Source organism: Paractinoplanes durhamensis, assembly GCF_016862175.1.
Classification (GTDB): domain Bacteria; phylum Actinomycetota; class Actinomycetes; order Mycobacteriales; family Micromonosporaceae; genus Actinoplanes; species Actinoplanes durhamensis.
Genome location: NZ_BOML01000040.1, coordinates 197,968 through 224,509, shown reverse-complemented (window position 1 = coordinate 224,509; position 26,542 = coordinate 197,968). Strand labels below are relative to the sequence as shown.

Annotated in this window: 39 protein-coding genes, 1 pseudogene and 1 riboswitch; of the genes and pseudogenes, 3 read left to right on the top strand and 37 right to left on the bottom strand. The window is 68.8% G+C overall.

Annotated elements, in window-relative coordinates; translation table 11 throughout:
* The first annotated feature begins 72 nt into the window (after positions 1-72).
* Together Adu01nite_RS26210 and Adu01nite_RS26205 are read left to right on the top strand one after the other, a co-directional pair.
* A complete protein-coding gene (locus tag Adu01nite_RS26210; RefSeq protein ID WP_203730226.1) occupies positions 73-1,302 on the top strand; it encodes a hypothetical protein in 1,230 nt (409 codons plus the stop codon).
* A gap of 135 nt (positions 1,303-1,437) precedes the next feature.
* Positions 1,438-1,878 (top strand): ribonuclease domain-containing protein, encoded by a 441-nt coding sequence (locus tag Adu01nite_RS26205; protein WP_203730224.1) that lies wholly within the window; start codon positions 1,438-1,440, stop codon positions 1,876-1,878.
* Here the strand turns inward: Adu01nite_RS26205 and thiC are convergent.
* The 9 genes and pseudogenes from thiC to Adu01nite_RS26160 all read right to left on the bottom strand — a co-directional run bounded on the left by thiC (position 1,866) and on the right by Adu01nite_RS26160 (position 9,948).
* The gene (gene thiC, locus Adu01nite_RS26200) at positions 1,866-3,413 is read right to left on the bottom strand and encodes a phosphomethylpyrimidine synthase ThiC (protein WP_203730313.1); all 1,548 of its coding nucleotides are present in this window, start codon (positions 3,411-3,413) and stop codon (positions 1,866-1,868) included. The genes Adu01nite_RS26205 and thiC overlap by 13 nt on opposite strands.
* Before the next feature lie 76 nt (positions 3,414-3,489).
* Complete coding sequence (thiD, locus tag Adu01nite_RS26195) at positions 3,490-4,248, bottom strand: bifunctional hydroxymethylpyrimidine kinase/phosphomethylpyrimidine kinase (protein WP_203730222.1); 759 nt, start codon at positions 4,246-4,248, stop codon at positions 3,490-3,492.
* 158 nt (positions 4,249-4,406) lie between these two features.
* Positions 4,407-4,970: pseudogene (locus tag Adu01nite_RS26190) on the bottom strand (thiamine phosphate synthase); the annotation flags it as partial.
* A complete protein-coding gene (locus Adu01nite_RS26185) occupies positions 4,964-5,713 on the bottom strand; it encodes a thiazole synthase (RefSeq protein WP_203730218.1) in 750 nt (249 codons plus the stop codon). The pseudogene Adu01nite_RS26190 and the gene Adu01nite_RS26185, both read right to left, overlap by 7 nt.
* Positions 5,710-5,913, bottom strand: a complete 204-nt coding sequence (gene thiS / locus Adu01nite_RS26180) for a sulfur carrier protein ThiS (protein ID WP_203730216.1) — start codon at positions 5,911-5,913, stop codon at positions 5,710-5,712. The genes Adu01nite_RS26185 and thiS overlap by 4 nt, the downstream gene beginning before the upstream one ends.
* On the bottom strand, positions 5,913-6,917 hold the full coding sequence (gene thiO / locus Adu01nite_RS26175; protein WP_203730214.1) for a glycine oxidase ThiO: 1,005 nt from the start codon (positions 6,915-6,917) through the stop codon (positions 5,913-5,915). Before thiO ends, thiS begins: the two co-directional genes overlap by 1 nt.
* A complete protein-coding gene (locus tag Adu01nite_RS26170) occupies positions 6,914-7,537 on the bottom strand; it encodes a thiamine phosphate synthase (RefSeq protein ID WP_203730212.1) in 624 nt (207 codons plus the stop codon). Before Adu01nite_RS26170 ends, thiO begins: the two co-directional genes overlap by 4 nt.
* Positions 7,506-7,617: riboswitch (TPP riboswitch) on the bottom strand. It overlaps the preceding gene by 32 nt.
* A 36-nt stretch (positions 7,618-7,653) precedes the next feature.
* The gene (locus tag Adu01nite_RS26165) at positions 7,654-9,300 is read right to left on the bottom strand and encodes an ABC-F family ATP-binding cassette domain-containing protein (RefSeq protein WP_203730211.1); all 1,647 of its coding nucleotides are present in this window, start codon (positions 9,298-9,300) and stop codon (positions 7,654-7,656) included.
* A gap of 33 nt (positions 9,301-9,333) precedes the next feature.
* Positions 9,334-9,948: a class I SAM-dependent methyltransferase gene (locus tag Adu01nite_RS26160; RefSeq protein ID WP_203730209.1), complete on the bottom strand. Its 615-nt coding sequence runs from the start codon at positions 9,946-9,948 to the stop codon at positions 9,334-9,336.
* 96 nt (positions 9,949-10,044) lie between these two features.
* Between Adu01nite_RS26160 and Adu01nite_RS26155 the strand changes: the two genes are divergently transcribed.
* Positions 10,045-10,872, top strand: a complete 828-nt coding sequence (locus Adu01nite_RS26155) for a hypothetical protein (RefSeq protein WP_203730207.1) — start codon at positions 10,045-10,047, stop codon at positions 10,870-10,872.
* Here Adu01nite_RS26155 and truA read toward each other — a convergent pair.
* The 28 genes from truA to rplV form a co-directional block, all read right to left on the bottom strand.
* The gene (truA, locus tag Adu01nite_RS26150; RefSeq protein ID WP_203730205.1) at positions 10,869-11,684 is read right to left on the bottom strand and encodes a tRNA pseudouridine(38-40) synthase TruA; all 816 of its coding nucleotides are present in this window, start codon (positions 11,682-11,684) and stop codon (positions 10,869-10,871) included. The two genes, Adu01nite_RS26155 and truA, sit on opposite strands and share 4 nt — an antisense overlap.
* Before the next feature lie 62 nt (positions 11,685-11,746).
* Positions 11,747-12,307, bottom strand: a complete 561-nt coding sequence (gene rplQ, locus Adu01nite_RS26145; RefSeq protein WP_203730202.1) for a 50S ribosomal protein L17 — start codon at positions 12,305-12,307, stop codon at positions 11,747-11,749.
* A gap of 33 nt (positions 12,308-12,340) precedes the next feature.
* The gene (locus tag Adu01nite_RS26140; protein WP_020513615.1) at positions 12,341-13,363 is read right to left on the bottom strand and encodes a DNA-directed RNA polymerase subunit alpha; all 1,023 of its coding nucleotides are present in this window, start codon (positions 13,361-13,363) and stop codon (positions 12,341-12,343) included.
* Positions 13,364-13,455: 92 nt separating this feature from the next.
* A complete protein-coding gene (gene rpsD / locus Adu01nite_RS26135) occupies positions 13,456-14,082 on the bottom strand; it encodes a 30S ribosomal protein S4 (protein ID WP_203730200.1) in 627 nt (208 codons plus the stop codon).
* 16 nt (positions 14,083-14,098) lie between these two features.
* Complete coding sequence (rpsK, locus tag Adu01nite_RS26130; protein WP_203730198.1) at positions 14,099-14,506, bottom strand: 30S ribosomal protein S11; 408 nt, start codon at positions 14,504-14,506, stop codon at positions 14,099-14,101.
* A gap of 17 nt (positions 14,507-14,523) precedes the next feature.
* Positions 14,524-14,904, bottom strand: coding sequence for a 30S ribosomal protein S13 (gene rpsM / locus Adu01nite_RS26125; protein WP_203730196.1), 381 nt, complete (start codon positions 14,902-14,904; stop codon positions 14,524-14,526).
* Between the two features lie 154 nt (positions 14,905-15,058).
* A complete protein-coding gene (gene rpmJ, locus Adu01nite_RS26120; protein WP_015619018.1) occupies positions 15,059-15,175 on the bottom strand; it encodes a 50S ribosomal protein L36 in 117 nt (38 codons plus the stop codon).
* Positions 15,176-15,220: 45 nt separating this feature from the next.
* Positions 15,221-15,442, bottom strand: coding sequence for a translation initiation factor IF-1 (gene infA, locus Adu01nite_RS26115; protein ID WP_007073013.1), 222 nt, complete (start codon positions 15,440-15,442; stop codon positions 15,221-15,223).
* Between the two features lie 249 nt (positions 15,443-15,691).
* Positions 15,692-16,333: a DUF1707 SHOCT-like domain-containing protein gene (locus tag Adu01nite_RS26110; protein ID WP_239132707.1), complete on the bottom strand. Its 642-nt coding sequence runs from the start codon at positions 16,331-16,333 to the stop codon at positions 15,692-15,694.
* Between the two features lie 23 nt (positions 16,334-16,356).
* Complete coding sequence (locus Adu01nite_RS26105) at positions 16,357-16,812, bottom strand: DUF1707 SHOCT-like domain-containing protein (protein ID WP_239132706.1); 456 nt, start codon at positions 16,810-16,812, stop codon at positions 16,357-16,359.
* A gap of 69 nt (positions 16,813-16,881) precedes the next feature.
* Positions 16,882-17,715 (bottom strand): type I methionyl aminopeptidase, encoded by an 834-nt coding sequence (gene map / locus Adu01nite_RS26100; RefSeq protein WP_203730194.1) that lies wholly within the window; start codon positions 17,713-17,715, stop codon positions 16,882-16,884.
* A 2-nt stretch (positions 17,716-17,717) separates the two neighbouring features.
* Entirely contained in the window at positions 17,718-18,371 is a 654-nt protein-coding gene (locus Adu01nite_RS26095) for an adenylate kinase (protein ID WP_203730192.1), read from the bottom strand.
* A gap of 65 nt (positions 18,372-18,436) precedes the next feature.
* Positions 18,437-19,783, bottom strand: a complete 1,347-nt coding sequence (secY, locus tag Adu01nite_RS26090; protein WP_203730189.1) for a preprotein translocase subunit SecY — start codon at positions 19,781-19,783, stop codon at positions 18,437-18,439.
* A gap of 243 nt (positions 19,784-20,026) precedes the next feature.
* On the bottom strand, positions 20,027-20,470 hold the full coding sequence (gene rplO / locus Adu01nite_RS26085; RefSeq protein WP_203730187.1) for a 50S ribosomal protein L15: 444 nt from the start codon (positions 20,468-20,470) through the stop codon (positions 20,027-20,029).
* A complete protein-coding gene (gene rpmD, locus Adu01nite_RS26080; protein ID WP_203730185.1) occupies positions 20,470-20,652 on the bottom strand; it encodes a 50S ribosomal protein L30 in 183 nt (60 codons plus the stop codon). The genes rplO and rpmD overlap by 1 nt, the downstream gene beginning before the upstream one ends.
* Complete coding sequence (gene rpsE, locus Adu01nite_RS26075; RefSeq protein WP_203730183.1) at positions 20,652-21,275, bottom strand: 30S ribosomal protein S5; 624 nt, start codon at positions 21,273-21,275, stop codon at positions 20,652-20,654. The genes rpmD and rpsE overlap by 1 nt, the downstream gene beginning before the upstream one ends.
* Before the next feature lie 13 nt (positions 21,276-21,288).
* On the bottom strand, positions 21,289-21,684 hold the full coding sequence (gene rplR / locus Adu01nite_RS26070; protein WP_275414698.1) for a 50S ribosomal protein L18: 396 nt from the start codon (positions 21,682-21,684) through the stop codon (positions 21,289-21,291).
* Positions 21,681-22,220 carry a 50S ribosomal protein L6 gene (gene rplF, locus Adu01nite_RS26065; RefSeq protein ID WP_203730181.1) on the bottom strand — a complete coding sequence of 180 codons (540 nt, stop codon included), beginning with the start codon at positions 22,218-22,220 and terminating at the stop codon, positions 21,681-21,683. Before rplF ends, rplR begins: the two co-directional genes overlap by 4 nt.
* 14 nt (positions 22,221-22,234) lie before the next feature.
* Entirely contained in the window at positions 22,235-22,642 is a 408-nt protein-coding gene (rpsH, locus tag Adu01nite_RS26060) for a 30S ribosomal protein S8 (protein ID WP_203730180.1), read from the bottom strand.
* Between the two features lie 73 nt (positions 22,643-22,715).
* The gene (locus Adu01nite_RS26055; RefSeq protein WP_020513598.1) at positions 22,716-22,901 is read right to left on the bottom strand and encodes a type Z 30S ribosomal protein S14; all 186 of its coding nucleotides are present in this window, start codon (positions 22,899-22,901) and stop codon (positions 22,716-22,718) included.
* A 2-nt stretch (positions 22,902-22,903) separates the two neighbouring features.
* Entirely contained in the window at positions 22,904-23,473 is a 570-nt protein-coding gene (gene rplE, locus Adu01nite_RS26050; protein WP_203730179.1) for a 50S ribosomal protein L5, read from the bottom strand.
* Complete coding sequence (gene rplX / locus Adu01nite_RS26045; protein WP_203730306.1) at positions 23,473-23,793, bottom strand: 50S ribosomal protein L24; 321 nt, start codon at positions 23,791-23,793, stop codon at positions 23,473-23,475. Before rplX ends, rplE begins: the two co-directional genes overlap by 1 nt.
* On the bottom strand, positions 23,790-24,158 hold the full coding sequence (gene rplN, locus Adu01nite_RS26040; RefSeq protein WP_014687766.1) for a 50S ribosomal protein L14: 369 nt from the start codon (positions 24,156-24,158) through the stop codon (positions 23,790-23,792). The genes rplX and rplN overlap by 4 nt, the downstream gene beginning before the upstream one ends.
* Positions 24,159-24,250: 92 nt before the next feature.
* On the bottom strand, positions 24,251-24,526 hold the full coding sequence (gene rpsQ / locus Adu01nite_RS26035; RefSeq protein ID WP_030436513.1) for a 30S ribosomal protein S17: 276 nt from the start codon (positions 24,524-24,526) through the stop codon (positions 24,251-24,253).
* A complete protein-coding gene (gene rpmC / locus Adu01nite_RS26030; RefSeq protein ID WP_203730178.1) occupies positions 24,523-24,756 on the bottom strand; it encodes a 50S ribosomal protein L29 in 234 nt (77 codons plus the stop codon). The genes rpsQ and rpmC overlap by 4 nt, the downstream gene beginning before the upstream one ends.
* Positions 24,756-25,181: a 50S ribosomal protein L16 gene (rplP, locus tag Adu01nite_RS26025; protein ID WP_020513593.1), complete on the bottom strand. Its 426-nt coding sequence runs from the start codon at positions 25,179-25,181 to the stop codon at positions 24,756-24,758. The genes rpmC and rplP overlap by 1 nt, the downstream gene beginning before the upstream one ends.
* 3 nt (positions 25,182-25,184) lie before the next feature.
* Entirely contained in the window at positions 25,185-26,042 is an 858-nt protein-coding gene (gene rpsC / locus Adu01nite_RS26020) for a 30S ribosomal protein S3 (protein WP_203730177.1), read from the bottom strand.
* Positions 26,042-26,518, bottom strand: a complete 477-nt coding sequence (rplV, locus tag Adu01nite_RS26015; RefSeq protein ID WP_203730176.1) for a 50S ribosomal protein L22 — start codon at positions 26,516-26,518, stop codon at positions 26,042-26,044. The genes rpsC and rplV overlap by 1 nt, the downstream gene beginning before the upstream one ends.
* Positions 26,519-26,542: the final 24 nt, after the last annotated feature.

The following is a 26,542-nucleotide window of genomic DNA, read 5'->3' as shown; positions in this document are numbered from 1 at the left end:
ACAGATAACTCAGTCTTAAGAATCCGAATCCGGAGTGGCGTCATCGACGAGGAATTCCGTAACGTGCCCGGCATGGCATTCCGGACCTCGGCCAAACTGTTGGGAGTCACGCTCGGCGTCGCCGCGCTGGCCGGCGCGAGTCAGCTCGGGCTGGCTTACGGGCTGGGCATCGTGCGCCTCACCCGCGTTCTCGACCTAACTGCGCGTGACCAATGGACTGCCCAGCTGGCCTGGGTCGCCTGGTTCGCGATGGCCTCCGCGGTGGTCGGCGGCATGGCCGGCCGGCCACTGCTGCCGAAGCGGTCGGGCGCCGGCACCCGGCTCGTCACCGCGGTCGCGGCCGGCGTCGGTGCCGCGGTGGTGGTGCCGCTGACCATGCAGCCGGCCCGCACCGCCGAGGTCGCCGGGGTCCAGCCGGTCTTCGTGATCGGGGTGTGCGCCGCACTGGGCGCCGCGGTCGGCCTGTTCGCCGCGTACGCCGCCCTGAGCCGGCAGGTCGCCCGCTGGAGCTTCGTGACCGTGGGCGTGGCCGCCTGGGTGATCGCGATCATCTCGGTGGCGCCCTCGATGGCGCCCGGCAAGGCGCTGCCCACCGTTCGACTCGGCGTGATCGACGCCGACTTCCTGTCCGACGCCGTCACCCAGCGGACCGCGCTGCTGACCATGCCGGCCTTGGCCCTGATCAGCGGCATCGCGCTCGGCTGGGCGGCCCGCCGCCGCGACGACTCCACGCTGACCATCGCGCTGGCCGGGCTGGCCGGGCCGGCCCTGCTGACGGCGGCCTACCTGGTCGCCGGCCCGGGTTCGAGCAAGGGCGACTACCAGGGCGTGCCCTACTGGGCGGCGATGACCGCGGCCGGCGCCGGCGTTCTCGGCTCGGTGCTGGCGGCGGTGCTCCGCCGCGCGCCGGCGGCACCGACGACGCCGAGCAGCGGCAACAGCAGCGGCCTCGACGTCGGCCTCGGCGGAGCGGCAAAGCCGAGGACGAAGCCGAAACCGAGCCCGGACCGCCCACCGCTGCCGAAGCGCGACCCGGAGCCCGACTCGGCGATCGCCCAGGCCGGCGCCGCAGCCACCCCGTCCCTGCCAAAAAAGGCCCCGCCCAAGCAGGCCCCGCCCAAGCAGGCCCCGCCGGAGAAGGCCCCGCCGGCGACGTTCGACGGATTCAGTTCACCGGCACCGAACATCGCCCAGGGCACCCTGCACGGCACGCCACGCCCCCAGCCGCAGCAGAAGCGTGGCCGCCACCAGCCCGAACAGGACGGCGTAGCCGACTGGGTAAGCGGTCTAGGAAACAGCTGATCGATGTAACGAAGTAACGCATAGACGAACATAAATGGAATGACCTGCCGAAGATGTACCGGTGAGTACATCGACAGCCGAGGATGTCGGGAACCGGGTCAACCCCCGACCCCACGACGGCATCGGAGTCCGATCATGATCACTGACCGGCAACCCCGCACCCGCCTCGGCCGGCTCCTCGCCGGCTTCGCCCTGGTCTTCGCCCTGTCCGGCACCGGCCTGGTGGCGCCGGCGGTAATCGCACCGACGCACACCCCCGCCGCCGAGGCCGCGGTCTACTCGTCCTGCACCATCTCCCGCTGCTCGGCGGCCCGCACGGCCCGCACCGGCTGGAGCTCGCTCGGCTGGCCGACCACGGCCGGCTGGTACTCCTGGCCGTACGGCCAGTACAACTACACCGGCGGCACCTTCCAGAACCGTGAGGGCCAGCTCCCGGCGAACGCGAACTACAACGAGTACGACGTCTACTCCCGCGCCCGCGGTGCGAGCCGCGACGCCTACCGGATCGTGGTGAACCGCTCCACCAAGGAGACCTGGTTCACCCCCGACCACTACGTCACGTTCTACAAGCTCTGACGGGCGGGTGCAGGCGGCGACCCCGCCTGCACCTCCACATAAACCTTCCCGCCCGAAGAGCGAAATTCATCCGATTTGTCACGCAAGCCCCGCGCCCGCAACTCGTGCGAGATCTTCATCGAGCAGAACTTCGGCCCGCACATCGAGCAGAAGTGGGCCGTCTTCGCGGGCGCCGCCGGCAACGTCTCGTCGTGATAGGCCCGCGCCGTGACCGGATCCAGCGCCAGCTCGAACTGATCCTCCCAGCGGAACTCGAACCGGGCCTTCGAGAGGGCATCGTCCCAGGCCTGCGCCCCCGGATGCCCCTTGGCCAGGTCGGCCGCGTGCGCCGCGATCTTGTAGGCGATCATCCCGGCCTTGACGTCGTCCCGGTTCGGCAGCCCGAGGTGTTCCTTGGGCGTGACGTAACAGAGCATCGCGGTCCCGAACATCCCGATCATCGCGGCCCCGATCGCCGACGTGATGTGGTCGTAGGCGGGCGCGATATCCGTGGTCAGCGGCCCGAGGGTATAGAACGGCGCTCCCCCGCACAGTGCGACCTGCAGATCCACGTTCTCCTTGATCTTGTGCATCGGCACGTGCCCGGGCCCCTCGACCATCACCTGCACGTCGTGCTCCCAGGCGATGTGCGTCAACTCCCCGAGGGTCCGCAGCTCGGCGAACTGCGCCTCGTCGTTGGCATCCGCGATGGATCCCGGCCGCAGCCCATCACCGAGCGAGAACGTGATGTCATATTCCGCAAATATCCGGCAGAGCTCGGCGAAATTTGTGTAGAGGAAGTTCTCCTCGTGGTGCGCCAGACACCAGGCCGCCATGATCGAGCCGCCGCGGGACACGATCCCGGTGACCCGATCGGTGGTGAGCGGCACATAGGGCAGCAGCACCCCGGCATGGATCGTCATGTAATCCACACCCTGCTCGGCCTGCTCCAGAACGGTGTCCCGGAACAGCGAAAAACTGAGCTTCTCCGGATCCCCGTTGACCTTTTCGAGGGCCTGATAGAGCGGAACCGTCCCGATCGGAACGGGAGAGTTTCGGATGATCGCCTCACGGGTCTCATGGATCCGCGGACCGGTCGACAGATCCATCACGGTGTCCGCACCCCACCGCGTCGCCCAGGTCATCTTGTCGACCTCCTCGGCGACCGAAGAGGTCACCGCGGACGTCCCGATGTTCGCGTTGACCTTCACCAGAAAGCGCGACCCGATCACCATCGGCTCCGATTCCGGGTGATTCTTGTTGGCCGGCAGCACGGCCCGCCCCGCGGCGATCTCGTCCCGCACCAAGGACGGCGAAACCCCTTCTCGAACAGCGGCGAACTCCATCTCCGGCGTCACGACGCCGGCCCGGGCAAACCCCAATTGGGTACGCCCCTGACTCCACCCCGACCGCAGCGGCGGCAGCCCCACCGACGGATCACTGCCGGGCCCCGAGGTGTCATAGAGCCGGAACGTGGAATCGTCGGTCAATTCCAACTCGGTGAACGGCACCTGCAATTCGGGCCGCGACCCTTCGACGTACACCTTGCGCCTCATCTTTTCCTCCCAAACCGGTACTAAACAGACGGACGACGGCAGCACGGATCCCACGGCCGGGCCGAGGGGGTAACCGTCAGGCGAAGTGATTCAGCGGTCCGGGCCCGGCACCCAGCCGCCACGAACGACCACCGGCCAGCGCCGCGGCCACATACTTCTTCGCGGCGAGCACGGCCGAGCGCACGTCGTCACCGAGCGCCAGCCGCACCGCCACCGCCGAGGAAAACGTGCACCCCGACCCGTGATTGTTTGTCGTCTCCACCGGTTCGCCGCGCAGCACCGACGTTTCGCCGTCGCAATGCAGCACGTCAACCGCGAGCTCACTGCCGGTCACCACCACCGCACGAGGCCCGCCCGCGGCGAGCCGAACAGCCGCCGAAATCATTTCCTCGGCCGTCTCACAAGGGCTTCCGGTGAGGGCGGCGGCTTCCTGCCGATTCGGCGTCAAGATGCTTTTGTACGCGAGGAGCGGTGCCACAAACGCAGCGGCCGCGAGCCGAGCCCCGGAAGTAGCAACGAGTACCGGATCCACGACGAGGTTGGGCAATTGCGCCCCGCGCTCGACAAGCATCTCGGCAACGGCCCGATCCCCGATCATCCCGACCTTGACCGCCGCCACCGGAAAATCGGCGAGCACCGCGTCGAGCTGCGCCGCCACGATCTCCACCGGCACCGGATGAATGGCCGTGACCCCAAGGGTGTTCTGCGCGGTGATGGCGGTGACCACCGAGGTGCCATAGACCCCGAGCGCGGCAAACGTCTTGAGATCCGCCTGAATCCCCGCTCCCCCACCGGAATCCGACCCGGCAATGGTCAACACGACCGGCGGCGTCATCGCGGCCCCGCCGATCCGGCCGGCCCGCGGCTGCGCATCGAGGGTGGCATCGCCGGCCGAGCCACCCCCGCGGGCCGGGCCGTCCCGGACGGCCGCGCCGTCCCGGAGGCGAGAAGCCGCACGTCAGCGACGGAGTCATGGGCCCGAGAGGTCCGCGCCGCCCCGAATGCCGAGGCCAGCACCCGCGCGGTCGCCTCCGGATCGGGCGACCGCATGATCGCGCCGAGAACCGCGATCCCCCGGGCGCCGGCCACCGCACATTCCGCGGCCCGCCCCGGCGAGTCGACCCCGCCGAGCGCCAGCCACGGCACGTCCCCGGCAAGCGCGGCCGCCCCGGCCGCCCCGAGCGCCGGCCCGTACCCCGGCTTGGTCGACGTCGGGAAGACCGGCGACAGCATCACGTAGTCCTCGATGGACAGCGCCGGCACGTCGTGCTGGGAACGGCCGATCAGCGCCACGCCCGCGGCCGGCAGCGGGTCGGCCTCGGCCAGGTGCACCGCGTCCGCCCCGAGCGGATCCGGCCCGGCCACGATCAACCGGCCCGGCGGCAGGAGATCCCGCAACGTGACCGCGAGTGCTCTTCGCTCGGCGTACGGCAAATCGCGTTCCCGGAGAACGACCCAGGCGACGCCGCCGCGGACCGCTCGCGCAACCACCCACGGAAGCGAGCCGGAGGCGAGCCGCCGATCGGTGAGCAGCACCAGACCGCTCGGCGTCACCACCGCGCCAGCCCATCGTCCGACGTGGACGCGAGCGCGTGGAAGCGCCGCGGAATCCGCCCCGAGGTGTAGGCGAGGCGACCGCCGGCGACCGCATGCCGCATCGCCGCCGCCATCCCCGCCGGATCGTCGGCCCGGGTGATCGCACTCGCGATCAGCACCGCGTCGCAGCCGAGCTCCATGGCGAGCGCCGCATCCGAGGCCGTCCCGATCCCCGCGTCGAGGACCACCGGCACGTCGACCGTCTGCCGGATGAGCTCGATGTGGTGCGGATTGGAGATGCCCAGCCCGGAACCGATCGGCGACCCGGCCGGCATCACCGCGGCGCAACCGACATCGGCGAGCCGGCGGGCCAGGATCGGGTCGTCGGTGGTGTACGGCAGCACGGTGAACCCGTCCGCCACCAGTTTCTCGGCCGCGACCAGCAGCTCGACGCCGTCCGGCAGCAGGGTCCGCTCGTCGCCGATCACCTCGAGCTTGACCAGATCGGTCTCGAACGCGTCCCGGGCCAGCCGGGCCGTCTTGATCGCATCCGCCGCGGTGTAGCAGCCGGCCGTGTTCGGCAGGATCCGCACCCCGGCCCGATCGAGCATCGGCAGCAGCCCCGGCCCGGCCGCGTCGATCCGGCGCAGCGCGACGGTGACCAGCTCGGTGCCGGAGGCGCGAACAGCGTCCTCGAGAGCGCTGAGACTGTTGGCTCCCCCGGTGCCGAGGATGAGCCGGGATTCTCCGAAGAACATCGTCATCCCCCCTGCGCCGCGGTGAGCACCTCGACCGCGTCCCCGTCGGCGAGCCGCGCGTCGTCCCAGGTGCTGCGGGGCACGACGGTCCCGTTGACCGCCACCGCCACGCCGCGCCGGGCCGCGGTCAGCCGCTCGACGAGATCCGCCACCGACAGCCCGTCCCCGCCTTCGACAAGTTCCCGCCCGTTGACCGTCAACCGCATCAGAACCTCCCCGGCGTGAAGTGGTGGAGCAACGGATCCGCGACCTCGTCCAGGACCAGGCCGGCGATCAGGTCGGCGGTGATCGGCGCGAGCAGCACCCCGTTGCGGAAGTGCCCGGCCGCCACGATCACCCGCTCGTCGTGCCGGCCGAGCAGCGGCGCGTTGTCCGGCGTGCCCGGCCGGTGCCCGGCAACCGTCTCGACCAGCGCACACTCGGCCAGATCCGGCACCAGCTCGATGGCCGCGCGCAGCAGTTCGTGCACGCCCCCGGCGGTGACCGTCCGGTCGGTGCGCTCCTCCTGGGTAGCCCCCACGACGATCTCGCCGTCCGCGCGCGGCACCACGTAGACGTGCCGCCCGTCGACCGCCGCCTCCAGAACGTGCCGGAGAAGCCCCGGCTCGCCGCGCAGCCGCAGCACCTGCCCCTTGACCGGCCGGATCGGCAGCCCGGTCAGCGCGGCCGTCCCGCAGCCGGCCGCGACGATCACGGTCGGCGCGGCCACCTCGGACAGATCGACGATCCGCTTGCTGACGATCCGATCGGCCAGCCGGTCGCGCAGCGCCGCCACCACCCGGCGCGGATCCACCTGCCGCTCGGCCGGCGAGTAGACCCCGGCCCGCACCCGCGGCGACAGGGCCGGCTCGCGTTCGCGCAGCTCGGAGGGGCGCAGCAGGGGCAGTTTCTGCCGGGTCCAGTCCCGGGCCGCCGCGGCCAGATCGTCCGCGGTCATCGCCAGGCTGAGCGTGCCGGTGTCGTCATAGCCGACGTCGACGCCGAGCTCCGCCGCGAAGGCCGGCCACCGCTCGTTGCCCGCCGCCAGCAGCCGGATCAGCTCCGGTTCCTCGTGACTGGCCTCACCACCGGGCGCCAGCATGCCGGCCGCCACATACCAGGCCCCCGGCTCACCGTCGTCGAGCACGACGACATCGGCACCACGCTCCTGAAGACGCCAAGCGATCGCCAGCCCGATGATCCCGCCCCCGACGACCGCGACGCTGGTCATGCAACACCGCCGCGCGCTGCGAGTGCCCCCAGGAACTTCACGGTCGCCCCGGCCGGGTCGGCGGCGATGGCCGAGATCGCCGCGACGCCGTGTCCGGGCAGCTCGGCGACCCGCGCCACGGTGATGCCCGCGATCGCGATCACCGGTGTGCCCGGCACCGCGTCGACGACGGCGGCAAGCCCGTCCACCCCGATCGGCGGCGGCAGCCCCACCTTGCTGATGGTCGCGAAGACCGGCCCGACCCCGAGATAGCTGGCGCCGCCGGCGACGGCGGCCCGGGCCGAGGAAGGGTTCCGGCAGGTGGCGCCGAGGATCGCGGCCGGCCCGAGCACCCGCCGGGCGGCCTCGACCGGAAGGTCGTCCGCGCCGACGTGCACGCCGTCGGCACCGGCCGCGAGGGCCACGCCGACCCGATCATCGACCAGGCAGAGCGCATCGCCGGCGGCCCGGCACAGCGCGAGCGCGGCCACGGTCAGCTGATAGGCGTCCCGATCACCGCTCTTGACCCGCACCTGGATGACGACCGGCCCGTGCCCGATCGCGCCCCGCACCACGTCGAGCGCGTCGGTGACGATGTGAAGCCGAGGAAACACAACGAACGCTCCTCCCTGCGCCGGCATGATCCGGATCAGGTTCGACGGTCGGGGGCTGCCTCAGCCCCCCTCTCAGCCCGGTGCTCCGGACTCCCGTGGGGTTTGTCTTGTCTCGGACCATAACCGGCCCGGGGCGGGTCGCGCTAGCGGACGTCCCAGACCGGCTCCGGCGTCTCGACGACCTCGCCATCGCCCTGGAACAGCACGAAGCGGTCGAAGGAGCGGGTGAACCAGCGGTCGTGGGTGACCGCCATCACCGTGCCCTCGAACATCTTCAGGCCCTCCTCCAGGGCTTCCGCGGATGCCATGTCCAGGTTGTCCGTCGGTTCGTCCAGCAGCAGAAGAGTCGCCCCGGACAGCTCCAGCATCAGCACGAGGAACCGGGCCTGCTGCCCGCCGGAGAGCGTGCCGAACTTCTGATCGCCCTGCTCCGCGAGCTCGTACCGGTTGAGGGCCTTCATCGCGCCGGCCCGATCCTTCCCGGACCGGTGGTCGTCGCCGCGCCACAGGATCTCGACGAGGGTGCGCTCCAGCAGCTCGGGCCGGTCGTGCGTCTGCGAGAAGTGCCCGGGCCGCACCCGCGCGCCGAGCCGGGCCACCCCGCCGTGCGCCACATAGGCCAGTGGCGCGCCGTCGACCGGCTTGTTCTCCGCGTCCGGATCGGAGCCGCCGGCCGCCAGCAGCCGCAGGAAGTGCGACTTGCCGGTGCCGTTGGCGCCCAGCACCGCCACCCGATCGCCGTACCAGATCTCCAGGTCGAACGGGAACGTCAAATTCTCCAGCTCGAGCTGCTCACACATCACCGCCCGCTTGCCGGTGCGGCCACCGCGCAGGTTCATCCGCAGCGACTGCTCCTTGGGCGGCAACGGCGGCGGCCCGGCCTCCTCGAACCGTCGCAGCCGGGTCTGCGCCGACTGATAACGCGACGCCATGTCCGAGTTGTAGGCGGCCTTCTGCTTGTACATGAACATCAGCTCGCGCAGCTTCTGATGCTCCTCGTCCCAGCGCCGCCGGTTCTCCTCCAGGCGCTCGTGCCGGTTGACCCGGGCCTCGTGCCACGAGGCGAACCCGCCCGGATGGGTCCAGGCGCCGCCACCCTCGACCGCCACCACCCGGTCGGCGGTCTGCGCCAGCAACTCCCGGTCGTGCGACACGAACAGCACCGACTTCGTCGACTCCCGCAGCCGCCCCTCCAGCCAGCGTTTGCCGGGCACGTCGAGGAAGTTGTCCGGCTCGTCGAGCAGCAGCACCTCGTCGCGACCGCGCAGCAGCAGGTCGAGCGCGAACCGCTTCTGCTGGCCGCCGGAGAGTGTCCGAACCGGACGGTGCCGCACCTGATCCCACGGCTTGTCGAGGATCGCCACCGCGACGGTGTCGAAGAGAACCTCGACGTCATAACCGCCGACCTCACCCCAATGAGCAAGAGCATTTGCGTACGCCAATTGGCTGCGCTCGGTCTCGTCGAGCGCCGCGGCGGCCGTCGCCAGTCGTTCACCGGCGGCCCGAAGCGGCGGTTCGACAAGCGAAAGAGCAAGCTCCTCCAGCGTACGGTCGTCGCCGATCATGCCGATGAACTGGCGCATCACGCCCAGCCCGCCGGACCGCGCGATGCTCCCGGTCTGCGCCGACAGGTCGCCCGCGACCAGGCGCAGCAGCGTGGTCTTGCCCGCGCCGTTCGGCCCGACCAGCGCGACCTTGGCGCCCTCACCGACCCGGAACGACACGTCGGCGAACAGCTCCCGGCCGTCGGGCAGCACGAATCCGGCCCCGGCGACGTCCACATAACCCATGGGCACGCATTCTTCCGTTCCAAGGGCGCGCGGTCAGCCGGTTTTCCGGCTCACCCGCAGCACCCGGAAGCCCTTCTGACTGGCCACCCGCGCGACGTCCCAGCCGAGGCCGACCAGCCAGCTGTGCAGCGAATCACCGCCGAGGTTCCGGTTGATCACCAGCCAGGCCACGCCGTCCGGGGCGAGCCGGGGCAGCCAGCGCTCCAGCACCGCGTGCAGCTCGGCCTTGCCGACATGGGTGGGCGGGTTGCTCCAGATCTGGTCGAACACCACGTCGCCGGGCACCTCGTCGGGCGCGGCCACCCGCAGCCGATCGGCCAGGCCGAGTCGTTCCGCGTTCTCCACGGTCAGCTCCCGGGCCCGTGCGTTCACGTCGACCGCCCACACCGTGGCCCGCGGCGATTCGCTGGCCAGCACGCTCGCGATCGGCCCGTAGCCGCAACCCACATCGAGGAACACCCCGGTGGTGGCCGCGGCCGGCAGGTCGCCCTTGCGCAGCAGCACGGCGGTGCCGGGGTCGAGCCGCCCGGCCGAGAAGACGCCGGACGCCACGACCAGCTTGTAGTCGCGGCCGGCGACATTGAACTCGATCTCGCCCCGCTTGGCGGGCGCGGTCGGTTCGGCGCTGAAGTAATGCTCGGCGGTCACCCTGCAAGTTTGCCGCCGCGCGAACGGACGACCACCGCCGGGGTGCCGCACATCCTGTGCGTCCATCGATCACGGTGCGCTTCTAACGTGAAATGCATGCTGTACGGGACCCCTCCCCGCTACGAACATCCGGCCGCTCGCGGCAGCCTCGCGCTGTTCGTCCGCGGCATTGGCGGCATGGACACCGGCCAGCACCGGCCCCTGTCGCGCACCCGGCCCCGGCGGCAACGCCGGCGGTCGCCACGCGGGCCGGAACGCACCGCACAGTTCCTGGTCCGCGGGCTGGCCGCACTGATCCTTATCGGACTGGTGGCGATGAGCGCGTTCTTCGTGTTCGGCGGCGAGCGTAGGCACGACGCCGCCGCAGCGACTGACCCGAGGGCCGGTCAGCTCGCGTCGCGCACGGTGGACAACGCACCGCTCACCGTCGAGGAGGTTTTTCCCGATTCGCGAGAAGTGCGGCCGCCCGCGGCCAGGCCCTACCGGATCACCCTCACGCACACCGACGCCGACTGCCGCACCGCCACCACCGGCCAGCTCGGCGCGCTGCTGACCGTGCACGGCTGCAGCCAGGTGGTCCGGGCCGGGATGACCGCCCCCTTCGACGGCTACGAGGTCACGGCCGGCCTGTTCAACCTGGCCGACGAGGCCGGCGCCGGCGTGGTGGACGACCGGCTGCGGGAGCTGGTGGAGACCGGGGACGGCGGTTTCGCGACGCTGCCGGCCGCCCGCACCGTGCCGGACACCCTGCCCACGTCCCAGGTGGGCTGGCGGACCAGCGGCCACTACCTGCTCTACTGCGTGATCAACCGCTCCGACGGGAAGCTGGTCAGCAGCGACGACCCGGTGGCCGAGCGGATCACCCGCGACCTGGTCGACTCCTACCTGGTCAGCACGGTGCTCGGCCGGCGCGCCTCACCCTAGGCGCGCATCCGGCGTGTTGCATCGGCGCGTTCCGCGTACTCCGCCTCGGCGGGATAGCCGACCGCGATCAGGGTGAGCCCGTGGGCCGGGGCCACGGTCACCTCGCTGGAGCGTTCCCGCAGCGTGAGCAGCTTCCCCGGCCAGGACGGGTCGCGCCGACCGTCGCCGACCGCCAGCATCGCGCCGACCAGGCTGCGCACCATCGACTGGCAGAACGCGTCGGCCTGCACGGTCGCCACACAGATGCCGTCCGGGTCGCGCCGCCATTCCAGCCGGGTGATCGCCCGGATCGTCGTGGCGTGCTCCTTGCGCTTGCAGTAGGCCGCGTAGTCGTGCTCCCCGACCAACTCGGCCGCCCCGGCGTTGAGCAGGTCGAGATCGAGCGGCCGCAGCCAGCCGAGGGTGTCGTAGCGGCGAAGCGGCTCGGCTCCCCACGGCGTGTCCGAGACCCGGTATTCGTAGCGCCGGAACGTCGCCGAGAACCGCGCGTCGAAGGTGTCCGGCACCGGCGTGATCGCCCGGACCCGGGCGTCCGGCGGCATCAGCCCGGCCAGCCGGCGCAGCAGCGACGCTTCCAGGTCGGTCCAGGCCGCGGCCGGCAGGTCGACGTGGCACACCTGACCGGTCGCGTGCACGCCGGCGTCGGTCCGCCCGGCCACGGTGAGGCCGAGCGGGGTTTCGGCGCCCACGAGCCGCCCCAGGGCCTCGGTCAGCACCCCGGCGACCGTCCGGCGGGTGGGTTGCGCCGCCCATCCCGAGAACTCGGCCCCGTCGTAGGAGACATCGAGCCGCAGGCGGATGGATTCGGTCACGCGAAACGCCCCTCTACGAAAGAACGCCCGGCACCAGAGGTGCCGGGCGTTCGATGCGTTACTTACGCCTTGGCGTCGTCGCCCTCGGCCTTGTCACCGGAAGCGTTCTCCGGAGCCTCGGCGTCCTGGTCCGACTCGGTCTTGGCGGGCTCGGACTGGGCGACGGGCGCCTCGTCCTCGCGGGCCAGGGCCTCGACCTTGTCCTGCTGCGCCGTGGCCTTACGCGCCGCCGTCTTCTTGGCGGGGGCGGTGGTGGCCGCGACCTCGAGCTCCTCGACCAGCTCGATGACGGCCATCGGAGCGGCGTCGCCCTTGCGGGGGCCGGTCTTGGTGATCCGGGTGTAGCCACCCGGCCGGTTGCCGTACCGCGGAGCGATCTGCTCGAACAGGGCGTACACGACGTCCTTGTCCTTCACGACGGTCAGGACCCGGCGACGGGAGTGCAGGTCGCCACGCTTGGCCTTCGTGATGAGCTGCTCAGCCAGCGGACGGAGCCGCTTGGCCTTCGTCTCGGTGGTCTTGATCTTCCCGTGCCGGAAGAGCTCGGTGGCCAGGTTGGCCAGGATGAGCTTCTCGTGCGCGGGGCTGCCGCCGAGGCGGGGACCCTTGGTGGGCGTGGGCATTTCCAATGCTCCTTGGTTAAGGCGGCAGCCGGGTTACAGCTGCTCGGTCTCGCGGTAGTCGTCGGTGTCGTAGTCCACGTCGCCGAACGAATCCACGACGTGCGCCGGGTCGAAGGACGGCGCGCTGTCCTTGAGCCCCAGGCCCATTCCGGCGAGCTTCATCTTGACCTCGTCGATGGACTTCTGGCCGAAGTTCCGGATGTCCAGAAGGTCGGCCTCCGTACGCCCTATCAACTCGCCCACGCTATTGATGCCCTCGCGCTTGAGGCAGTTGTACGACCGGACGGTGAGGTCCAGCTCCTCGATCGGCAGGGCCAGGTCGGCAGCGAGCTGCGCGTCCTGCGGGGACGGTCCGATGTCGATGCCCTCGGCGGTCTCGTCCAGCTCGCGGCAGAGACCGAACAGCTCGACGAGGGTCGAGCCGGCCGACGCCAGCGCGGTGCGGGGCGAGATGGACGCCTTCGACTCGACGTCGATGATCAGGCGGTCGAAGTCGGTGCGCTGCTCGACACGGGTCGCCTCGACGCGGTAGGTCACCTTCATGACCGGCGAGTAGATCGAGTCGACCGGGATACGGCCGATCTCAGCGCCGGTGTTCTTGTTCTGCGCCGCCGTGACGTAGCCACGGCCCCGCTCGACGGTGAGTTCCATGTCGAGCCGGCCCTTGCTGTTGAGCGTGGCCAGCTTCAGGTCGGGGTTGTGCACGGAGACACCGGCCGGGGGCTGGATGTCACCGGCGGTGACGTCGCCCGGGCCCTGCTTGCGCAGGTACATGCTGACCGGCTCGTCGTGCTCGGAGCTGACGGTGAGCTCCTTGACGTTCATGACGAGCTCGACCACGTCCTCCTTGACACCGGGGATGGTGGTGAACTCGTGCAGCACGCCATCGATCTTGATGCTGGTGACCGCCGCGCCCGGGATGGACGACAGCAGGGTCCGCCGCAGCGAGTTACCGAGGGTGTAGCCGAAACCCGGCTCCAGAGGTTCGATGGTGAACCGGGAGCGGGTCTCCGAGAGCGACTCCTCCGAGAGGGTCGGCCGCTGGCTGATGAGCACGCGATTCTTCTTTCTGTCAGGCCACCCACTATTTGATGGCCGTCCTCATGAATCTGGGATGCCGACCCCGAGGGGCCGGCATCCCAAGAGCCTTACTTGGAGTAAAGCTCGACGATCAGCTGCTCCTGGACCTGCGTGTCGATGACAGCGCGGGCCGGGAGCGAGTGCACCAGGATCTTCATCTCGGCCGGGATCGGCTCCAGCCACGCCGGAACCGAGCGCTGGCCGGCCTGGGCCTGGGCGACGACGAAGGGGGTCATCTCCTTCGACTTCTCCCGGAGCGTGACGATGTCGTGCTCCTTCACCCGGTACGACGGGATGTCGACCTTGACGCCGTTGACCAGGAAGTGGCCGTGCTTGACCAGCTGCCGGGCCATGTCCCGGGAGGCGGCGAAGCCGGCCCGGTAAACGACGTTGTCCAGCCGCGACTCGAGGATCTGCAGGAGGACCTCACCGGTCTTGCCCTGCTTGTTGACAGCCTCTTCGTAGTACCCGCGGAACTGCTTCTCGAGCACGCCGTACGCGCGGCGGGCCTTCTGCTTCTCGCGGTGCTGGAGCAGGTACTCGGTCTCCTTCGTGCGACCACGGCCGTGCTGGCCGGGCGGGAAGGGACGCGACTCGAACGGGCACTTCGGCCCATCGCACTTGCTGCCCTTGAGGAACAGCTTCATCTTCTCGCGGCGGCAGCGCTTGCAGTCCGCACCTGTGTAACGAGCCATTGCTTCTGTCTCTCCCCTAGACCCGACGGCGCTTCGGCGGACGGCATCCGTTGTGCGGCTGCGGCGTGACGTCAGAGATCTGCCCGACCTCGAGGCCCGCGGCCTGCAGCGAACGGATCGCGGTCTCCCGGCCGGAGCCGGGGCCCTTGACGAACACGTCGACCTTGCGCATGCCGTGCTCCATCGCCCGGCGAGCGGCGGCCTCGGCGGCCAGCTGCGCGGCGAACGGAGTCGACTTGCGGGAGCCCTTGAAGCCCACCTGGCCGGAAGAGGCCCAGGAGATGACCGCACCGGTCGGGTCGGTGATCGACACGATGGTGTTGTTGAAGGTGCTCTTGATGTGCGCCTGCCCGTGGGCGACGTTCTTGCGTTCCTTGCGCCGGACCTTCTTTACTGCGGCCCCTGTGCGCGCCTTCGGTGGCATAAGTCAGTGCGCTCCTATTACTTCCGACCGGGCTTCTTCTTACCGGCGACCGTGCGCTTCGGACCCTTGCGGGTACGAGCGTTGGTACGGGTCCGCTGACCGCGCACGGGAAGACCCCGGCGGTGGCGGATGCCGGCGTAGCAGCCGATCTCAACCTTGCGGCGGATGTCCGCGGCGACCTCGCGGCGTAGGTCGCCTTCAACCTTGAAATTGCCCTCAATGTATTCGCGGAGCTGGACCAGCTCCTCGTCCGTGAGGTCCTTGGCGCGCTTGTTCAGGTCAATCGCGGTAGCGGTCAGCGCCTCGACGGAGCGAGTGCGACCGATCCCGTAGATGTAGGTGAGCGCGATCTCCATCCGCTTGTCGCGGGGAAGATCGACGCCAACGAGTCGAGCCATAAGCGGGCGTACTCCTTGGAATCATTCGGAGGTCTGTGCCCCTCCCATCCCGCCTGCCCGGGCGGGCCCCGGCCTCCGACCAGGGGTTGGCCACTTCATTGAGAAGCGGCCGGGACGAGCTTTGTGTGCCGGATCTGGCAGCTGGAGCCGGGGCTCAGCCCTGGCGCTGCTTGTGGCGCGCGTCGGTCTTGCAGATGACCATGACGCGACCGTGCCGCCGGATGACCCGGCAGTTGTTGCAGATCCGCTTGACGCTCGGCTTGACCTTCACGGTTTGCCTTAACTCTTCAGTCGGACGGGACGATCCCCGCCCTAGCTACTTGTAGCGATAGACGATGCGTCCACGGGTCAGGTCGTACGGCGAGAGTTCGACGACGACCCTGTCCTCAGGAAGGATGCGGATGTAGTGCTGCCGCATCTTGCCGGAGATGTGAGCAAGCACCTTGTGACCGTTCGCGAGCTCCACCCGGAACATAGCGTTGGGCAGGGGCTCGATCACTCGGCCCTCGATCTCGATGGCTCCGTCTTTCTTTGGCATGTCCTCCGCTACCTGACACTGGGGTTCGGGGCTAGCTCGCAACGCCTTACCCGAGCGACTCAATTACTGGAACTGAGGCGTCTCGGACCAGCCGCGGCACCCGCCATCCTCGAAGCGCTGAGGACATGCGGGAGTGGACGCTGCGCGCCAGCTAGCCAGTGTACGCGCGCCCCATCAGCACGCCAAACCGAGGTGCCCCTATCCCGAGGTCGGGTGTGTCGCGGCCCGAAAAACCGGACAAAGGCTTCTTTATCCGCCCTGAGGTTCGGGCCGGCGCGGCTTCGGCGGCAGATCGCCCCGCTCGGTCGCCTCCGCGATGAACGTCTTCCGCTGCTCCTTGGTCGGGTTCGCCGGCAGTTCCCCGGCGACGATCGCCTCCTTGTAGAGACGGCGCCGCTCCTCCTTGTGCTCGCGCAACATCTGCCGGTGCGCCTGGGCGTCCGCGTGCTTGCGCGGCTCCCCCTGGGTCAGTCCGGAGATCGTGCGGAGCAGAGCCACGGCGCCCCACGGCCCGAGGATCCAGACCGGCCAGTAGAAGGCCGCGTCGCTGTCGCTCGAGAAGATCCACCCGAACGCCCAGATCACCGTGAAGAAGGCGGTCGCCCGGACCCACGACCCCCAGACATGGAGGAGCCAGTCGCGGGTCATGTGTTCGGCGCCGGCCGGCGCGGGCACGGCCATCGCCTGCGGCGCGGCCGGAACGACGGGTGCGGCGTTCGGCAGGTCGGTCAGCAAGCGGTCGAGGTCACCATAGGTCCTTGCGGCGTACGCGTCCCGGAGGCGCTCGTCGTACTCGCTGAGGTCCAGCCGGCCCTCCTCGAGCGCCGACTTCAACTGATCCGCGACCTTCTGCCGATCCGCGTCGGCGGCCCGCATCTGCTCCCGGCTCATGTCTGCCATGGTGCCGCGTCCCGTCAACGCTTCCGATCGCGGCGACCGCCGCCGCCGCCGAACGCCTGGCCGAAGACCCCGAGGATCAGCGGGATCAGCATCCAGACCGGCCAGAAGTAGGTCAGGTGACCGGCGCTCAGGCTGGTGATCAACCAGATCAGCGAGCAGACCAGGACGACACCCGCGTACGGCCCGACCCACTGAGCGATCTGACGGCCCGTGGAGTGCCCGGGCTGCACCGGAGTCGCAGCGGGCGCCGTAGCGGCGGCAGGCTGGATCTGAGAGTGCTGCACGGGCACCGTGCCGGGCAGGTCGGAGAGAAGACCGTCCAGATCGGCGTAGGTCTTCGCCGCATACGTCCGCTGGAGCCGATCGTCGTACTCGCTCAGGTCGAGCCGACCCTCGTCGAGTGCCGACTTCAACTGCTCCGCGACTGCCTTACGGTCGCCGTCACCGGCCCGCATATCGTCCCGCCCCATGAGTCCCAGCATGCCCGATGGGCACACGGACCGGTAGGCCAGGCCAGTTGGTCGTGCCGGTCGCTCAGGTCAGGACTGGCGTGCGGTGACGAGGTCGCCCAGCCGGCCGCGGCCGCCGTCGACCGCGGTGGTCACCCAGACGCCGTCCTCGAGCAGGCACATGGTGTGCTCGACGTGGGCCGCGAACGAGCCGTCCCGGGTCACCACGGTCCAGCCGTCGGAGAGCTCGTGCGTCCGGGGCGAGCCCATTGTGATCATCGGCTCGATCGCCAGGCACAGGCCGGGCTCCAGGCGCGGGCCCTTGCCGGGCTTGCCGTGGTTGAGCACGTGCGGGTCCTGGTGCATCTCGGTGCCGATGCCGTGCCCGCCGTAGCCGTCGACGATGCCGTAGCGGCCGGCCTTGCGGACCGTCTTCTCCACGTTGAAGGAAATGTCGGTGAGCCGGCCCCGGCCGTTCGCGGCACCGCGCGCGGCGGCGGCGATACCCGCCCACATCGCGTCCTCGGCGACCACGGCCATCTTCAGCAGCGCCGGGTCGGTCTCGCCGACGCCGACCGTGATGGCCGAGTCGCCGTGCCAGCCCTCCAGGATCGCGCCGCAGTCGAGCGAGATCAGGTCGCCCTCGGCGAGCACCTGCTCGGCACCCGGGATGCCGTGCACGACCTGCTCGTTGACCGAGGCGCAGATGGAGGCCGGGAAGCCGTGGTAGCCCTTGAACGACGGGACCGCACCGGCGTCGCGGATGACCTTCTCGGCGATCGCGTCGAGATCGGCCGTCGAGACACCGGGAGCAACGGCGTCGCGCATCGCGTCCAGCGCGGCGGCGACGACCAGGCCGGCGCCGCGCATCAACTCGATCTGCGCGGGAGTTTTCAGCTGAATATCCAGCTGGGGGCGGCGCATGGTCAGCCTCCGTACGACCGAAGGGCGTCGATGGCGCGCACCGTGACGTCCTCGACCGGTCCGGTCGCGTCGATTCCCACCAGCTTGCCCTGCGCGCCGAAGAAGTCGACCAGCGGCGCGGTCTTCTCGGAGTACTCGACCAGGCGGTTGCCGATGGTGTCGGCCTTGTCGTCGTCCCGCTGGAACAGCTCCGACCCACAGCGGTCGCAGATGTTGTCCTTGCTGGTCGGGTCGAACTCGACGTGCCAGATCTTGCCGCAACCACGGCAGGTCCGGCGGCCCGAGAGCCGCCGGATCACCTCGTCGTCGTCGACCACGAGCTCCATCACCAGGTCCAGCGCGGTGCCCAGGTCGGCCAGCAGCTTGTCCAGCGCCGACGCCTGGGGCACCGTGCGCGGGAAGCCGTCCAGCAGGAAGCCGTCGCCGGCGTCCGGTTCGGCCAGCCGGTCCCGGACCATGTTGATGGTCACCTCGTCCGGCACCAGCTGCCCGGCGTCCATGTAGCGCTTGGCTTCCACGCCCAGCGGCGTGCCCTGCGACACGTTGGCCCGGAAGATGTCCCCGGTCGAGATCTTCGGTACGGCGAGATGGGCGGCGATGAACTCAGCCTGGGTTCCCTTACCGGCCCCTGGAGGGCCCACCAGCACCAGCCGCACCTACATCGCCTCGCTTAGGTGAGTTGAGATCCTCGACGCTAGAGCCCCCCGGCTCCGCGTCGCCACTACCGGAGGAACCCTTCGTAGTTGCGCTGCATGAGCTGGCTCTCGATCTGCTTCACCGTCTCCAGACCCACACCCACCATGATCAGCACCGCCGTACCACCGAACGGGAAGTTCTGGTACTGCTGCTGGTCGAGCCAGATGAAGAAGAAGTTCGGCAGAACCGAGATCACGCCGAGGTAGAGCGCACCGGCGAGGGTGATCCGGCTGAGGATGAAGTCGAGGTAGTCGGCGGTCGGCTTGCCCGGGCGGATACCCGGAACGAAACCACCGTACTTCCTCATGTTGTCCGAGACCTCAGTCGGGTTGAACGTGATCGAGACGTAGAAGTACGTGAAGAAGATGATCAGGAAGAAGTAGACGCCGATGTAGAGCATGCTCGTCGGGTCGGCCAGCCACTTCTGAATCCAGATCTGGTAACCCTTGAGGTTGTTCTGGTCGAAGAACTGCAGGTACAGCTGCGGCAGGTAGAGCAGCGACGAACCGAAGATCACCGGCACGACACCGGCCTGGTTGACCTTGAGGGGGATGTAGGTCGAGGTGCCGCCGTACATGCGGCGACCGATCATGCGCTTCGCGTACTGCACGGGGATCCGGCGCTGCGCCTGCTCGATGAAGACCACCAGGCAGATGATGACCAGAACCAAGCCGATGACGAGGAAGAACTTGCCGATGCCGCTGGACTCCTTGATCGTCCAGCCCTCGCCGGGAAGGCGGGCCGCGATCGAGGTGAAGATCAGGACCGACATACCGTTCCCGACGCCGCGGTCGGTGATCAGCTCACCGAGCCACATCACCATGCCGGTGCCGGCCGTCATCGTCAGAACCAGGATGCTGAGCGTCAGCCACATCGGCAGCCCGGTGTTCTCCGGGACGATCTGCATGGTGGGGTCGCTCTGGTCGCACGCGTTGCCGAACAGCTGACCGGTCCGCGCGAGCGCGACGAACGCCGAGGACTGCAGGATCGCCAGGCCGAGCGTCAGGTACCGGGTGTACTGGGTGATCTTCGCCTGGCCGGACTGGCCCTCCTTGCGGAGCTGTTCGAGGCGCGGGATCACGACCGTCAGCAGCTGCAGGATGATCGACGCGGTGATGTACGGCATGATGCCGAGCGCGAAGACCGACAGGTGCAGCAGAGCGCCGCCGGAGAAGAGATTCAGCAGGTTCAGCACGCCGCCGCCGGCGTCCTGGTCGCTCACAGCCTTCAGGCACGTCTGCACGTTGGTGTAGGACACACCAGGGCTGGGAATGGTGGCACCCAGCCGGTACAGAGCGATGATCGCGACTGTAAACAGCAGTTTCTTGCGCAGGTCAGGCGTCCGGAACGCACTGGTAAAGGCGGAGAGCAACTTCTTCCTCCTGCGCGAGGTTACCGCCGTAACCGGCGGACGGGGGATGGGCACCGGTCCGGAAGACCGATATCCCTAGCTGGGAACGGACTCTAACAGTCTTGGAGCGCCGCGGTGAGTCACGGTAGCCCTCACTGCGGGTAGGCAACTTCGCAGCCGGCGAAATGGCTGGTCAGACGCCACAAAGGGGATGCTGCCCGAGCGACGCGTTTCTCGACGCCCGGGCCAGCACCCCCACAAGCCTCACAGCTCGCTGGCGGAACCACCGGCGGCTGCGATCTTCTCCTTGGCCGACTCGCTGAACGCGTGCGCCGTGATAGTCAGCGACACGCCGCCCAGCTCGCCCGAGCCCAGGACCTTGACCAGCTGGCCCTTGCGGACCGCGCCGGCCTCGACGAGCTCGGCCGGGCCGACCTCGCCGCCGTTCGGGAACAGCTCGGCAAGGCGGTCCAGGTTCACGACCTGGAAGACGACCTTGTTCTTGTTCTTGAAGCCCTTGAGCTTCGGCAGGCGCATGTGAATGGGCATCTGCCCACCCTCGAACCTGGCCGGAACCTGGTAACGGGCCTTCGTACCCTTGGTACCGCGACCGGCAGTCTTACCCTTCGAGCCTTCACCGCGACCCACACGGGTCTTCGCGGTCTTGGCTCCGGGCGCCGGGCGGAGGTGGTGGACCTTGATCGCCATTACTCGACCTCCTCAACAATGACGAGGTGGTTCACGGCGAAGATCATGCCCCGAATCTCGGGGCGGTCCTCCTTGACCACCACATCGTTGATCCGCTTCAGGCCGAGCGACCGCAGGGAATCCCGCTGGTTCTGCTTACGGCCGATCTCGGACCGGACCTGGGTGACCTTCAAGCGAGCCATCAGTGCACCGCCGCTTCCGCACGCGCTGCCAGCATGGCCGCCGGCGCCACGTCCTCGACCGGCAGACCACGGCGAGCCGCGACCTGCTCCGGCGACTCGAGGCCCTTCAGAGCGGCCACGGTCGCGTGCACGATGTTGATCGGGTTCGACGAACCCAGGCTCTTCGACAGGATGTCGTGGATGCCCGCGCACTCCAGCACGGCGCGCACCGGACCACCGGCGATAACACCGGTACCAGCCGACGCCGGCTTGAGCAGCACGACACCCGCGGCCGCCTCGCCGATGATCGGGTGCGGAATGGTCGCACCGATCCGCGGAACCTTGAAGAAGTGCTTCTTGGCCTCCTCGACGCCCTTGGCGATCGCCGCGGGCACCTCCTTGGCCTTTCCGTAGCCGATACCGACGGTGCCGTCGCCGTCGCCCACGATCACCAGGGCGGTGAAGCTGAAGCGACGACCACCCTTGACGACCTTGGCAACACGGTTGATCGCGACGACCCGCTCGAGATGCGGGGTCTTGTCGACGGGCGCGTTGCCGCGACCGCCTTCGCGGCGGTTGTCCCTGCGGTTGCCACCCTCGGTGTTACCGCCGGACCCGCCGCCTCGGCGCTGCTGACCAGGCATTGGTCAATTCCTCCTAGAACTCGAGTCCGGCTTCACGAGCGGCACCGGCAAGCGCGGCGATCCGCCCCGCGTACTTGTTGCCACCCCGGTCGAAGACGACCTTGGACACACCGGCGGCCTTGGCCCGCTCGGCAAGAAGCGTGCCGACCTTGCCGGCCAGAGCGCTCTTGTCACCCTCGTTGCCCCGGATCGAGGTGTCGAGAGTGGAGGCCGAAGCCAGCGTGTGACCCTTGAGGTCGTCGATGATCTGCGCGGTGATATGCCGCGAAGAGCGGGTGACGACCAGGCGGGGACGCTCGGCGGAACCGCGGACGTTCTTGCGGACCCGGAAGTGCCGACGCGCCTTGCCGACGGCACGCGCGGCGGACACACCGCCGCCATTGCGGCGCTTGAGCAGCGTGGCGGTCACTTCTTACCTGCCTTTCCAGCCTTGCGGCGGATGACCTCGCCCTGGTACTTGACGCCCTTGCCCTTGTAGGGCTCCGGCGGGCGGATCTTCCGGATGTTGGCGGCAACCTCGCCGACGAGCTGCTTGTCGATTCCGGCGACCGTGAACTGCGTCGGCTTCTCGACCGAGAAGCTGATGCCGGTCGGCGCGGGCACGTTGACCGGGTGCGAGAAGCCCAGGGCGAACTCGAGGTCCTTGCCCTTGGCGGTCACGCGGTAACCGGTGCCGTTGATCTCCAGGGTCTTCTTGTAGCCCTCGGTGACGCCGACGATCATGTTGGCGACCAGGGTACGAGAAAGACCGTGCAGCTCCTTGGCCTTGCGCTCGTCATTGGGTCGGTTGACGTGCAGCTCGCTGCCGTCCTGCTCGACCGTGATCGGCTCGGCGACGGTGTGCGAGAGCTCGCCCTTGGGGCCCTTGACCTTGACGGTCTGGCCCGAGATGGTGATGTCGACGCCGGCCGGGACCGGGATCGACTTACGTCCGATTCGCGACATATCAGAGTCTCCAGTTACCAGACGAAGGCGAGGACTTCCCCGCCCACGCTCCGCTTGCGGGCCTGCTTGTCGGTCAGCAGCCCCTGGGACGTTGAGATGATCGCGACGCCCAGACCGCCGAGCACGCGCGGGAGTTCGTCGGACTTGGCGTACACCCGGAGGCCGGGCTTGGAAACGCGCTTGATGCCGGCGAGGCTGCGCTCGCGGCTCTGGCCGTACTTGAGCTCTACGACCAGACGCTTGCCGACAGCGCCTTCCTCGGGCTCCTCAGCCGCCCAGGAGGCGATGTAGCCCTCTGCCTTGAGGACCTCGGCGATGTTCGCCTTGATCTTCGAGAAGGGCATCGTCACCTTGTCGTGGTACGCCTGGTTGGCGTTTCGCAGACGCGTGAGCATGTCTGCGATCGGGTCCGTCATCGTCATGGGTATTCGTCAACCTTTCTCGCCGGGGTTCCCGGAGTGCTCCAGGCCTACGGCGAAGCGGTATTTCTCTGGGTTACCAGGAAGCCTTGGACACGCCGGGCAGCTCACCACGGTGAGCCATGTCCCGCACGCAAACCCGGCACAGGCCGAACTTGCGGTAGACCGAGTGCGGGCGACCGCACTTCTGGCAGCGGGTGTAGGCGCGCACAGCGAACTTCGGCTTCGCGGCAGCCTTCAGGATCAGCGCCTTCTTAGCCATGCTCAGTTCTCCTTGAACGGGAAGCCCAGGAGCTTGAGCAGCGCCCGGCCCTCGTCATCGGTCTTGGCCGTGGTGACCACCGTGATGTCCATGCCCCGGGTGCGGTCGATCCGGTCCTGATCGATCTCGTGGAACACCGACTGCTCGGTCAGGCCGAACGTGTAGTTACCGTGGCCGTCCAGCTTGCGACCGTCGAGCCCGCGGAAGTCACGGATACGCGGCAGCGCGATGGACAGCAGCCGGTCCAGGAACTCCCACATCCGGTCGTTGCGAAGGGTGACCTTCGCGCCGATCGGCATGCCCTCGCGCAGCTTGAACTGGGCGATGGACTTGGTGGCCCGGCGGACCAGCGGCTTCTGACCGGTGATCGTGGTCAGGTCACGGACCGCGCCGTCGATCAGCTTGGCGTCGCGGGCCGCTTCGCCGACACCCATGTTCACGACGACCTTGACCAGGCCGGGGATCTGCATGGGGTTGGCGTAGTTGTACTGCTCCTTGAGCCCTGCGACGACCTCAGCGCGGTACTTCTGCTTGAGGCGCGGCAGCGTCTTGGTCTCGGTAGCGGCAGTCATCAGAGTTCCTTACCGGTCGTACGCGCGATACGGACCTTGTTGCCGTTCTCGTCGACCTTGTAGCCGATCCGGGTCGGCTTGCCCTGGTCGTCCACGATCTGCACATTCGAGATGTGGATCGCGGCTTCCTGGGTCACGATGCCGCCGGTCTTCGAGCCACGCTGCGTCGTACGGATGCGCTCGTGCTTCTTGACGCGGTTGACGCCCTCGACCAGGACCTTGTCACGCGTCGGGTAGGCCGCGATGACCTTGCCCTTGGCGCCCTTGTCCTTGCCGGCGATGACGACGACCGTGTCGCCCTTCTTGATCTTCACGGTCAGAGCACCTCCGGCGCCAGGCTGATGATCTTCATGAACCGCTTGTCGCGCAGCTCGCGGCCGACCGGGCCGAAGATGCGGGTACCGCGGGGGTCTCCGCCGTCCTTGATGATGACGGCGGCGTTCTCGTCGAACCGGATGTACGAACCGTCCGGGCGACGCCTCTCCTTGCTGGTGCGAACGATGACCGCCTTGACGACGTCACCCTTCTTCACGCCGGCACCGGGGATGGCGTCCTTGACCGTGGCCACGATGACGTCGCCGATGCTCGCGTAGCGGCGGCCGGAGCCACCGAGCACGCGGATGCACAGGATCTCACGTGCACCCGTGTTGTCGGCGACACGCAGTCGCGACTCCTGCTGGATCACTGGGGTCTCCTATGTCTGCCAGTTCTTCGCTTCGATCGCGAAGCTTGGCGGAACGATGGTGTTCGGGGCCGGCCGGGGCCGACCCCGCCCACTCACTTGGCCTTTTCGAGGATCTCCACGACCCGCCACCGCTTGGTGGCGGAGAGCGGACGGGTCTCCATCAGGAGAACCCGGTCGCCGATACCGCACGCGTTCTGCTCGTCGTGCACCTTGAGCTTGCGGGTGCGACGCAGAACCTTGCCGTAGAGCGCGTGCTTGACGCGGTCCTCGACCTCGACGACGACGGTCTTGTCCATCTTGTCGCTGACCACCAGGCCCTCGCGAACCTTGCGGGTCGCGCGCACCGGGGTCGTGCTCTCGTCACTCATGCCGTCACCTCATCCGGCGCGACCGAGAGCCCCAGCTCACGTTCACGCATGATCGTATAGATCTTCGCGATGTCCTTGCGGACGACCTGCAGTCGACGGTGATTGTCGAGCTGACCGGTCGCGCCCTGCACGCGAAGATTGAACAGCTCCGCCTTGGCCTCACGGAGACGCGATACCAGCTCTTCGCCGGTCAGCTCGCGCAGCTCGCCGGCCTTAACGCCCGCTGCCATCAGCTTTCACCCACTTCGCGCGTAACGATGCGGCACTTCATCGGGAGCTTGTGGATCGCACGGCGCATCGCCTCGCGCGCGATCGTCTCGTTCGGGAACGACATCTCGAAGAGAATGCGTCCCGGCTTGACGTTCGCCACCCACCACTCGGGAGAACCCTTGCCGGAACCCATGCGGGTTTCGGCCGGCTTCTTGGTCAGGGCCTGGTCGGGGAAGACCGAGATCCAGACCTTGCCGCCACGCTTGATGTGGCGGGTCATCGCGATACGCGCCGACTCGATCTGCCGGTTGGTCACGTACGCCGGCTCCAGCGCCTGGATACCGAACTCGCCGAAGACGACCCGGTTGCCGCCCTTGGACGCGCCGTGGCGGTCCGGGTGGTGCGGCTTGCGGAAGCCCTTCGGGGGCTTACGCGGCATCAGCATGGGTCAGCCCTCCTGCTGCGGTTCGGCCGCGGCCGGAGCAGCGGCGGTGTCGTTCTGCGGGGCAGCCGCGGCCGGAGCGTCCGCGTTGGCTGCGGCCTGCTGAGCGGCCCGGCCGGCCTCGGTCCCACCGGCGGTCGTGCCGGACGAACCGGAACGGCCACGGCGCGGACGCTCGGGGCGGTCGGCGCGGTCCCGGCGCGGACGCGCGGGAGCCTCGGCGACAGCCTCACGGCCGGGAACAGCGTCGCCCTTGTAGATCCAGACCTTCACGCCGATGCGACCGAACGTCGTACGGGCCTCGAAGAAGCCGTACTCGATGTTCGCCCGCAGCGTGTGCAGCGGAACGCGACCCTCACGGTAGAACTCCGTGCGGCTCATCTCCGCGCCGCCGAGGCGGCCGGAGACCTGCACCCGGATGCCCTTGCAGATCGGGTTCTTCATGGCCGACTGCATGGCCTTGCGCATCGCCCGGCGGAAGCTGACCCGGGAGGACAGCTGCTCGGCGACGCCCTGCGCCACCAGCTGAGCGTCCGACTCCGGGTTCTTCACCTCGAGGATGTTCAGCTGGACCTGCTTGCCGGTGAGCTTCTCGAGCTCGCCGCGGATCCGGTCGGCCTCCGCGCCCTTACGGCCGATGACAATGCCCGGCCGGGCGGTGTGGATGTCGACGCGAACCCGGTCACGGGTGCGCTCGATGTCCACCTTGGAGATGCCGGCACGCTCGAGGCCCTTGGACATCATGCGGCGGATCTTGACGTCCTCGCCGATGTAGTCCTTGTACAGCTTGTCCGCGAACCAGCGGCTCTTCCAGTCGGTGGAGATGCCGAGCCGGAATCCGGTGGGGTGAACTTTCTGGCCCATTACTCGGACTCCTCCGTGGTCTGGGTTTGCCCGGACTGGGGCTCGTCAGCAGCAACGGCCTTAGCCGGCGCCGCCTTCTTCGCCGCGGCGGCCTTCTTGGCCGGCCGTGCGACCTGGACCGCCTCGACGGCGATCGTGATGTGGCAGGTGCGCTTGCGGATCCGGTACGCCCGGCCCTGCGCCCGCGGACGGAACCGCTTGAGCGTCGGACCCTCGTCGACGAACGCCTCGCTCACGAGGAGTGCGTCGGGATCGAGCCGCTCGTTGTTCTCCGCATTGGCGATCGCGCTGGCGAGCACCTTGTAGACCTGCTCGCTGGCGGCCTGCGGCGCGAACTGCAGGACGGTCAGAGCCTCCTTCGCGGGCAGACCGCGGACGAGGTTGACCACACGGCGTGCCTTGCTCGGCGAGATGCGGACGTGCTTCGCAACTGCCCGGCTACCCGGAAGCGCCGGTGCGTCGTTCTTTACTGGCATCGCTTGTGACCCCTTTCTTATCCG